General features: G+C 38.9%; 4 protein-coding genes. All 4 read left to right on the top strand.

Features of this window, described 5'->3' with window-relative positions; all coding sequences use genetic code 11:
- Nucleotides 1-417 precede the first annotated feature (417 nt).
- The 4 genes from WS44_RS08665 (at nucleotide 418) to WS44_RS08650 (ending at nucleotide 3882) form a co-directional block, all read left to right on the top strand.
- Nucleotides 418-2721, top strand: coding sequence for a glycoside hydrolase family 31 protein (locus WS44_RS08665; RefSeq protein ID WP_046434042.1), 2304 nt, complete (start codon nucleotides 418-420; stop codon nucleotides 2719-2721).
- Nucleotides 2722-2885: 164 nt separating this feature from the next.
- Complete coding sequence (locus WS44_RS08660; RefSeq protein ID WP_013642513.1) at nucleotides 2886-3071, top strand: hypothetical protein; 186 nt, start codon at nucleotides 2886-2888, stop codon at nucleotides 3069-3071.
- 169 nt (nucleotides 3072-3240) lie between these two features.
- On the top strand, nucleotides 3241-3648 hold the full coding sequence (locus WS44_RS08655) for a hypothetical protein (RefSeq protein WP_013086947.1): 408 nt from the start codon (nucleotides 3241-3243) through the stop codon (nucleotides 3646-3648).
- 15 nt (nucleotides 3649-3663) lie between these two features.
- Nucleotides 3664-3882: a hypothetical protein gene (locus WS44_RS08650; RefSeq protein WP_013642512.1), complete on the top strand. Its 219-nt coding sequence runs from the start codon at nucleotides 3664-3666 to the stop codon at nucleotides 3880-3882.
- Nucleotide 3883 lies beyond the last annotated feature (1 nt).

Raw genomic sequence — 3883 nt, 5'->3', positions numbered from 1 at the left:
GTGAACATCTTAGAAAAAGGATTAAGCAAGTGGCAAAATCCTAAAATAAAAAAAGCAGCCTAGAAAGGCTGCAGTCCGTTAGCAACTCGCGGACTTAAAAGGCTTTGGTAATTAGACGACCTCTATCGGCAATAGTCAAAAGACTATTGCTGGTAAGTCAAGTCCGTATCTAAGCAAGTTGGTGTTCTGGTTAGCGCAAGCTAACGAGCCACTAAGCCCTAGACTTCAGTCTAGGGTAGTTGACAAAGTATTTTGCCAAAAATAATAATATTCCGACAAAAATGTCAGACATATTCAATTAGACTTATCAGCTAGCAAATTTGCTAGCTTTTTTCGTTGCTTGAAAGACAGTTGTATAAACTTATTGTGTTAAAATTGAAAGCGAATACATAGCTTTGATTTAAATAGAGGTAAATTATGGTTAACAAACTTATCAATTTTATTCAAGACGGGCAAAAACTTACTGTAAATTATGACAACAAGCCGTTGATTTTGACGGTGATCACGCCAGAAATCGTGCGTGTCTTTCAAGATCGCGGCAACGCCAGCAACTCTTATGCTATTGATGGCGATAAATCAATCAAGACTGACTTTAAAGTTAAGGAAAAAGATGGCCACGTCGAATTATCAACGGCTAAACTTACCGTTAAGATCTACGATGACGAGAAGATCGATGTCTACGATGAAAAGGGCAATCCATTAATTCTCGATTATCGTAAGAAGCGTACGCCAATCGATCGTCAAATGGACGAGGAACATCTGAAATTAGCGGAATCCGAAGGCCATGACGTTAAGAATTTGCTTGGTGCACACGACAAGGATTACTACGAAATTGTTAAGTCACTTGCAGACGATGAACAATTCTACGGCTTGGGCGACAAGACGGGCTTTATTAACAAGCGTCACTATGCTTATGACAACTGGAATACCGATAATCCAGACCCACAAGTCGAAAGCTTTACGCGTTTGTACAAGTCAATTCCGATCTTGCTTGGTCTGAAAAATAAGCACCCATACGGAATTTTCTTTGACAATACTTACCGCAACCACATCGACTTAGGTAAGGAAAGCAACGACTATTACTACTACTCTGCAGTTGACGGCAACATCGACTACTACATCATCGGCGGTGATTCACTCAAGGAAGTTATTACCAACTACACTTATTTGACGGGCCGTGTGCCAATGCCACAAAAGTGGACTTTAGGCTACCAACAATCACGTTGGGGCTATAGTGTCAGCCAAAAGCAAGTTGAGAAGATTGCGGAAAACTTACGTAAGTATGACTTGCCATGCGACGTTTTGCACCTGGATATCGACTATATGCGCGGCTATCGCGTATTTACCTGGAGGACGGATAACTATGAGTCATCAGAGAAATTCGTCGCTAAGATGCGTAAATTGGGCTTCCGAATCATCACGATTATTGACCCAGGCGTTAAGAAAGATGATGACTATAAGATTTACAAGGAAGGTATTGAAAAGGGCTACTTTGTAAAGGCTCCAGATGGCACTGTCTATGTAAACCAAGTTTGGCCTGGCGATTCTGTCTTCCCAGACTTTGGCCGTAAAGAAGTACGTAAGTGGTGGGCTAGAAACTGCAAGTACCTAGTCGACCTCGGCGTTTCAGGTATCTGGGATGACATGAACGAACCTGCATCTTTCAAGGGTGAAATTCCAGACAATATCGTCTTCCATAACGAGGAAGAAGCTTCGACTCATAAGAAGATGCACAATGTCTATGGTCATAACATGGCTAAAGCAACTTATGAAGGTTTGAAGAAATTCAGTGGAAAACGTCCATTTGTCATTACGCGTGCAGCATATGCAGGAACGCAAAAGTTTTCCACAGTTTGGACTGGTGACAACCAAAGTTTATGGACACATGTCCAAATGATGATTCCACAATTATGTAACTTAGGTATGAGTGGATTCAGCTTTGCCGGTACTGATATTGGTGGCTTTGGAGCTGATACCACGCCAGAATTATTAACACGTTGGATTGAGGGAGCATTGTTTAGTCCGCTTTATAGAAACCATGCGGCACTTGGTACGCGCTCACAAGAACCATGGGTCTTTGGTGAACCAACCTTATCGATATACCGTAAGTATTTGAAGTTACGCTACCGCTTTATTCCTTATTTATATGATGAATTCTACCGTGAAACTCAGACTGGGCTACCAGTTATGCGGCCGTTGGTCTTAAATTATGAAAATGATCCACATGTGTATAACTTAAACGATGAGTATATGGTAGGCGAGGACATTTTGACAGCTCCAGTTGTCCAGCAAGGTCAAACTAAGCGTGCGGTGTACTTACCTAAAGGTGAATGGATTGACTTCTGGAACGGTGTAGAGTATTCAGGTGGGAATACAATTTTAGTTGATGCTCCAATTGATAAATTACCGCTATTTATTAAAAAAGATACGATTCTACCGTGGGGTAAGGAAGTCGACCATATTTCTGATGAACCGGATAAAGATATGACATTCAGAGTATTTGGTAATGGCAGCAAGTATAGACACTATCAGGATAACGGCGTTGACTTTGAGTATCAAAAAGGCGAGTATAACTTGTACGATATTGAAGTTGATCATGATCAAGTGACGGTCAAATTAGCGCATCATGGCTATGCACATGAATATCAGCGAATTATAGTTGAATTAGCTGATCGTAAAGTAGTATTTAACTACTGCGAAGGCGAATATACAGAAGCATAATTTAAATGACAGGAATAACTCCAAATAACAGGGTTATTCCTGTTATTTTTGTTTTTTATTGTATTATTCTAAAAATATTTTTGTTGGATAAAACGTTGATTTATCAAGCTTTATGAAGGATGGCTTACGTGAAGAGAGAAATAAGTGATTGAGAGGTAATAACGATGATGACTGAATTAACTACTGAAACTGAATTAAGATTTAACGTAAAGACTGTTAGTGTTGAAGACAGGACCAACATGCTTGAAAAAGACGGCTGGAAGCAAGAATCAATGCACTTTGCAGAAAACAAGATCTCAGCTAATGCAATGGCATCAATGCTTGAAGATTTAGGCTGGAAAGAAAACTAAGAGTCAAAATAAGAAAAAATCTAACTACGATGCAGTAGTAAGTCACATCGCATTATCAATCAACTAAGAGAGCTAGCATGGAAAATATTCCATGCTAGTTTTTTTGCATGTCAATAATGTAAAATACAATGTAAATAATTGTGATTTGAGATAAATGGAGTTGACTTAAATGAAAAATCAAAAATTTGAACGTGAAAATAAGAAAATCATCTTAGGAATGGTTATCGGCACAGTCGTAAGCGTAGCCTTATTATTATGGTATATAGGCAGTGGATCTGGTTGGCATTTAGACATAATGCAGATCATTATTGCTTTAGCGCTGGGATTGGTAATGGGAACATTATTTGGAGGTTTGATTGCTGTAAGTTTGATTTCAAATAAGGGTGAGCTTTCCTCATGGAATATTTGGTTACAGTGTCTTGCTACAGGGCTTGTGTTTGTACTGCTTGATCTTATCTTTGATTGGATTACCAAGTCGAATAATGGCAGTCTAAAGACCATGATTTTTTCTAATGACACGTTATGGGCATTAGCGTTTGGCATGGCAATGGGTGCAATTTTCTTAAGGAAAAAGTAGAACTGAAGGATAGATATGAAGGTTATACTGTTAATCATTTTGCTGCTGATTGTATTATGTTGGCTGATCGCAATTCCTCAGACTTTACGTGGTAAAAAGGATAACAAATATGTTGTTACTTATCTTTGGAGAGGAAAAAGAAAAAAATTAACTTATATGTCATTCTGGCAAGCCTACTGGTACCGTGATTGGCTGAATATGGTTGACTGGATTGTCATTATTTTGTCCTTGTAAA

The sequence above is a fragment of the Lactobacillus sp. N54.MGS-719 genome (assembly GCF_000980505.1).
Lineage (GTDB): Bacteria > Bacillota > Bacilli > Lactobacillales > Lactobacillaceae > Lactobacillus > Lactobacillus amylovorus.
This window is presented reverse-complemented; position numbering and strand designations above follow the sequence as displayed.